5 protein-coding genes are annotated in these 6000 nt (G+C 41.1%); all 5 read right to left on the minus strand.

All coding sequences use genetic code 11. The annotated features are described in order from the left end of the window. Positions 1-126 precede the first annotated feature (126 nt). Entirely contained in the window at positions 127-1017 is an 891-nt protein-coding gene (locus NK638_RS01005) for a tetratricopeptide repeat protein (RefSeq protein WP_274631573.1), read from the minus strand. Between the two features lie 145 nt (positions 1018-1162). Then, positions 1163-1921, minus strand: coding sequence for a hypothetical protein (locus tag NK638_RS01010; protein WP_274631574.1), 759 nt, complete (start codon positions 1919-1921; stop codon positions 1163-1165). A 181-nt stretch (positions 1922-2102) separates the two neighbouring features. Next, positions 2103-2813, minus strand: a complete 711-nt coding sequence (locus NK638_RS01015; RefSeq protein ID WP_274631575.1) for a hypothetical protein — start codon at positions 2811-2813, stop codon at positions 2103-2105. Between the two features lie 41 nt (positions 2814-2854). After that, a complete protein-coding gene (locus NK638_RS01020) occupies positions 2855-4210 on the minus strand; it encodes a restriction endonuclease subunit S (RefSeq protein ID WP_274631576.1) in 1356 nt (451 codons plus the stop codon). After that, positions 4210-6000, minus strand: a 1791-nt coding sequence (locus tag NK638_RS01025; RefSeq protein WP_274631577.1) for an HsdM family class I SAM-dependent methyltransferase, incomplete at its 5' end; no start/stop codon positions are given. The genes NK638_RS01020 and NK638_RS01025, both read right to left, overlap by 1 nt.

Here is a 6000-nt window from a genome sequence, read left to right on the forward strand (position 1 = left end):
TTATTATTTTGCGTAAAAAATTAGATCGAAAGCGCTATAAATTCTTAAATTGGATATGGGTTTTGTATAGTGATAACGACTTCATTATAAAATCGTTAGTAGCTTAAGTAGCGCACATCGTATATTTCAACTCTCTTGTGACATGACTAAAGAAGCTATAACTTCATAATCCATCAAAAACAAAGCTTCATAAAGATCACAGCTCATAGGATCGTCACTCCCGCATGCTTTGTGAAACCATTTCATGGCCTGTTCGCGATCTTGATCAACACCATCACCGCCCATATAAAGCATCCCCATGTTACGCTTGGCATACCTGTTATTTTGAACCGCTGATTTCTGGATCAGCTCAAACGCTTTTTTGTAGTCCTGCGCTACGCCATTACCTTTTAAGTACCTCACACCTAGATTGTTTTGGCTGGTTGGATTGTTTTGATCGACTGACTTTTGTAATAATTCGAGCGCTTCAATATTGGCTTGGTCGACTGCGGTCTCGTTGTCATAATAATAGTCAAAGTTATTTTGAATAGTCGCTTTTGATTGGACTGCAGCTTTTTTATACCACTTGTGAGCCTTATCATAATCCTGCTTGGTACCTCGACCATATTCGTGCATAGCCCCCAAGTAATATTGTGACATCAGATCGCCTTGGTTAGCAGCCTGCTCAAACCATCGGAACGCTTTAAAACTATCTTGGGCTACTCCTAGACCTGAATTATAGAGAATACCTAGATTCCATTGTGCTGTTGCATCCCCTTGGTCGGCAGCTTTATGAAACCATTCAGCAGCTTTGGCATAATCTTGAGGCACTTTTTCACCTGCGGCATACATCGCGCCTATCTCATATTGAGCGGCGATAGAGCCGTCATCGATTGGTGCCTGACTGGCAGCCGACTCACTTGCCTGCACTAATTGCGAAAGTCCAAATACTGCGCTTATGAATATTAGGCTTGCAGAGATTAAGTTTAAGAGTTTTGCTTTAGAGGTAAAGCTTCGTATTGGGACAAATAGTTTCATAGATTTATTCTTTTTTTATGTTCAGGCGACCGCCAGCCCCTCACATCAATCTTACCCGTAACAGCAGCAGATATTAGAGCGGTGCGGTGTTCTTGCACGAGTTGGGCGGTTTATTCGGCTTCATTAAAAAAACGTAATCCAAGTTTTACGGCTCATCGCACATCTGCTTAAAGCTTTTACCAAACAAGGTTTTATTGAGCTTTTGCTGATTTTTAAATACCACTTCAGAGTCAGCATGATAGACCTGCTCATTCACGCAATTACCAAAGCCAAAACTAACCAAGTTTATCTTGGCGTACTTAGTAGGGTTGCTGGCTTTTTCTTCCTGATAGCGCTTGGTAGCCAAACTGCGGTAATACTTGCCACCATCGTCTGTGATATCTGCTTGTTCTTGAATGTGCTCTTCAACAAACTGCTTCCATCTATTTTGCACAGCCGTTTCATTCTTTAATAACGGCTCAATATAAGTTTTACACATTTGCGGGCTTTGCTTGAGTGCCTCACTGGGATTCAGATATCCCAAAATCGTCAATTTATTTTGTTTATATTCGCCGTCAATAGATTTGACCAACTCTTGCTTATAACCTTTTGCTTCAGGCACAACGTCAAGTCGTTCTACATTGCGCTTAACTTGCTTGTATTCTTCGGTTAGTATATCTAAGTCTTTCATCGATAACTTGTCTAACGCCTCAATACTCATAGGCGAAAAAAAGCTATCTAGATTTGATCTGGTTAAGCTTTCTAATACTAAATGTGAATTCTTGATTTGCTTAGCGGTATATTTTTTACTATCAAAGTCACCCTGCATACTGCAAAAATCATCTTCCCATTTATAAGTTTCGGCTTGTGCGGTATTGGTTACGGTCATGGCAGCTACTATAGCGACTAGGGTAAATACTTTCACAACTTTGGTCCTTGTGGTTATATTATTTAAGTAAAAGACGTATTTAACTTACCAGTCTTTTTAGCAAATTAAGTAAAATCAATAATAGCAAAACTGCTATCTAAAGGGTTTTCATTACAAGCTGAACAAAGCAATACTTTCTTTTTACGGCTTTTAGGTGCATATAACTTTTGCTACAAAACTATTCATTCCCATCTAAATACGCTTTGAATGGCTGTAAAGCAGCTTCCATTCTCTGTACTTCTATTCTATGTGGTCCATACAGAGACACCGCATGCTGGTACATTTGAAAAGCATGTTCATAATGATCTTCTTGAATACAAGTAACTAACATCTCACTAATTGCTGTTATGACTTGTGCTATCACATTGGGTTCACTACTGGGATGATAGCGGCTAACTATTTTTCGAAGTATCTCAAATCGCTCAGCATTAAACCCTCCTTCTACCTTTAGAACTTCAGTTTTTAGCAGTAACATACTAGCTGTTATACATTCTGTCACGCTGTCAGTATAGGTTGTATATTCATCACTGATTGAATCTATAAGCTGAACGACTTTTTCATAATCTTTTAGGGCGTATAGCCCTCTTATTTTAGTCCAGTGAGCTTCTCTGTCATAGGCAGACCAAAGATCACTATCTACCCTCTCAGCAATTAGCCTAATGATGCTATCGGAGTTTGAAATCGCATCAAGATTTCTATCGAGATAAAGTAAGGTGGTACCTTTCGCTGCCAAAATAGCCTGCGCATGGAGACGAGTTGCTAATTTTTTGCTACTAGCATAGGTCGCGTATCCTTCATTACATAACTTTAGAGCAGCTTCATGGTCACCTTTTGCATTGAATTTATTAATTTTTTTTAATACCCTTAAGGCTTTTAAAGACTCAAGCATTACTTATACCTTCTTGCAAATCATTACAGTTAGTTTAGTGATTAAGTTCCTACTTCAATATCAGGCGCAGTCCAACCCCGAACATCAATCTTACCCGTAACCGCAGCAGAGATTAAAGCGGTACGGCGTTCTTGCATAAGTTGGATGGCTTGCTCGGCTTTATTCAATAAAATATCAATTTTCTTTAGTGAGTTCTTCACGTGAGAAATAATTTCAAGTTGTTCTGAGTCTTTTGGAATTGCAAACTTATAATCCATTACGTTTTGTGCAGATAAGTTCGGAGATACTGAGCCTGTTACTAACACTGATCTTTGTTGCAGCTCAACCGATGAATTCAATAACAGCATTAGATAATAAGGATCTATCGAAGTGGCTCTTACACCCATAAGTGAAGAAGATATAGATCCTTCAGCAAAAGTGCAAATGCCGCTTTTACCAACACCAGCACCTCTTAGACAGTAAAGAATATCTCCTTTCTTTATTTTTAAACCACCTAATTGATTATATTTTTTCAACGTTATTTTAGAAGCATTACTGGTTTCAACGCGTCCATCAATTACTTGAGTAGCAGATATAAATAAAACACCCTCATCTACAAAATCATTACCTGAGGGATAATTAGCTCCTCTGTCACCATTCAATGGAATCGCGTAATTACCTAACTTTAAAACCTCCCAATGCTCAGGCACTTCCCCCAACCATTCAACGCCCGAATCTTTCATTGGTGCATCAGGGTTTAAGCCTTTGGTCACGGCATGACTGATCACCGCTTGGCGCTTTTCTTTTAGCAGTTGGATAAGGGTTTGCTGTTTTTCGATTAGCGTATCGATTTGGGCGGTTTCATAGTCGAGGAAGTTGGCGATTTTTTCAGCCTCTTTATAGCTCGGACATGGTAAATGAAGATTATCAATAGTATTCATTCCCAAGTTTTTTTGAGTATTTGAGTTTGAATAGACTTCGCATTGAGCTTGTAGCATCGTTGATTGGAAAGCATAAAAAATATACTTTCCTAACCGAGCATCTTTAGGAGTTATAACTGCTAAAGGAGACCAAACATTAAACTCTATTGAAGTATCTACATAAGCAACCTTACCCACTGAAGCCGCTTTACCTAGCAAAATATCACCATGAACTGGAGCGCATTTTTTGGAATATTTTTCATGGTCTTTTTCTGAAATATAACGACAGCCGTTAAATACCAACTGATTATTTTGAATGCCATCAACTGATAAAAATGGTATTCCGTCATCTATAAATACTGGGGTTTCATGAGGACCATCTTTTACTGGGTTCAAACACAAAAACTTTAGTGGGACTACTTCCCATTTATTTGGAATCAACGAAAGCCAGCTATCCTGAGTATCCTTATATTCCGCATATTGTTGATACTTTGCCATTACGAATGCACCTCACCCAATAACTGCATAATTTCACTACTGACCGCATCCAAGTCCGCATCAATCTCAGCTAGTGGACGTGGTGGCTCATACACATAGAAATGACGGTTAAACGGTATCTCAAATCCCACAATGCCAACCTCTTCATCAATAGCATCTGTTTTATCAGGATTGATCCACGCATCAGCCACATGCGGCTGTACTTCACGGGCAAAGTAACTTTCAATCAGCTCCGTGGTCGTCACCTCAGGATTAAGTGGTACGTTTTCATAATCGCGTAGGTCGCTATCGGTTTGGAACTCGACGATTTTGGCTGGCTTGTCTGATTGACTAGACTTATAGCTAAACGCACCATAAAGCGGACTTTCAGCCTTGACCGCTTTTTTGATGACGGGTTCGGCGTCAGGATTTTTCCAAGTGATCGCATCCATCAGCTGTTTCTTTTCTTTAGCGTCCAAATTCACATCAGCGTCTTTTAATGCTTGCTTAAACACTTTTTCAAACTCATTAAAGTCATCGAATTGGTTATCACCGATAGCCGATTGTAGAGCTTTGGCTTTATTCATGATCTCAAGCTGATCTTGCCAAAGCTTAGAATCAAGTACGTCTTTGATTTGCTTTTCTTTTAGCTCAGAGAAGTCCGCCTTAATCATCGCACGCGCCTCAGTCGTAACCGCTGACAGGTCACCATAGTTGTCAGTCGTCCAATTACCACCAAATGCCTCATATAGCGCTGGCATGACCATATCGAACGGCTTGGGCGCATAACGTAGCGTTTCTATAGCATCATCAGATAACTGCGCTGAGAGACGTAGCGGCCGCTCAATCGTGATACGGCGATAGCCAAACTCATGAGTAGCAAATATCTTACTGGCAAAGGTCTTAGCAGGTTCCGCTTTAGGATTGGCAGACTGGCGGCCACGGTTAGACTTCACCTCATCAGGCTTATCTAGCACACGCGCATCGACCACTTCAAAGTCACCAAAGCTTTTGATAATGGTTTTGATATCGTCATCGCTCATCTCATTACGCTTTGAGCCAAGTGATTTACGCATCTTGCTGTATAGATTACTACCATCGATCAATTGCACCTTGCCACGGCGCGCGGCTGCTTTTTTATTGCTTAATACCCAGACATAGGTCGCGATACCCGTGTTATAGAACATATCAGTCGGCAAGGCGATGATGGCTTCTAGTAAGTCAGCTTCTAGGATATAACGGCGAATCTCACTTTCACCACTACCCGCGCCGCCTGTGAATAGCGGTGAACCGTTTAAGATAATACCGATACGGCTGCCTTGATTGCTATTTTGAATGCTGCTGCTATCTGTAGCTTTATCATCACCAGTAATCGGACGCATCTTGCTCAGTAAGTGCATCAGGAACAATAGCGAACCATCAGACACGCGCGGCAGGCCAGCCCCAAAGCGACCGTCAAAGCCTTTTTGTTCGTGCTCGTCTTTGATCTCACCTGATATCTTTTTCCAGTCCACCCCAAACGGCGGATTAGACAGCATATAGTCGAACTGCTCACCTGCCAGCTGATCACTGGATAAAGTATTACCCAGCTTAATGTTATTCACCTCTTGCCCTTTGATCAGCATATCAGCTTTACAGATGGCATAAGACTCAGGGTTTAGCTCTTGCCCATAGGTACGCATCACGGCGTCAGGGTTCAGCTCTAGCACGTATTCCATACCTGAGGATAGGAAGCCGCCCGTCCCTGCTGTGGGGTCATAAATGGTGCGAATAATGCCGTCTTTGGTCAACGCGTCATCATCTTCCATAAA

This window comes from Psychrobacter sp. A3 (assembly GCF_028823565.1).
GTDB lineage: Bacteria > Pseudomonadota > Gammaproteobacteria > Pseudomonadales > Moraxellaceae > Psychrobacter > Psychrobacter celer.

Excerpts from the sequence above, each read along its gene's own strand:
- NK638_RS01005 (WP_274631573.1), bottom strand. The coding sequence starts at position 1,017 with ATGAAACTATTTGTCCCAATACGAAGCTTTACCTCTAAAGCAAAACTC.
- NK638_RS01015 (WP_274631575.1), bottom strand. The coding sequence starts at position 2,813 with ATGCTTGAGTCTTTAAAAGCCTTAAGGGTATTAAAAAAAATTAATAAA.
- NK638_RS01020 (WP_274631576.1), bottom strand. The coding sequence starts at position 4,210 with ATGGCAAAGTATCAACAATATGCGGAATATAAGGATACTCAGGATAGC.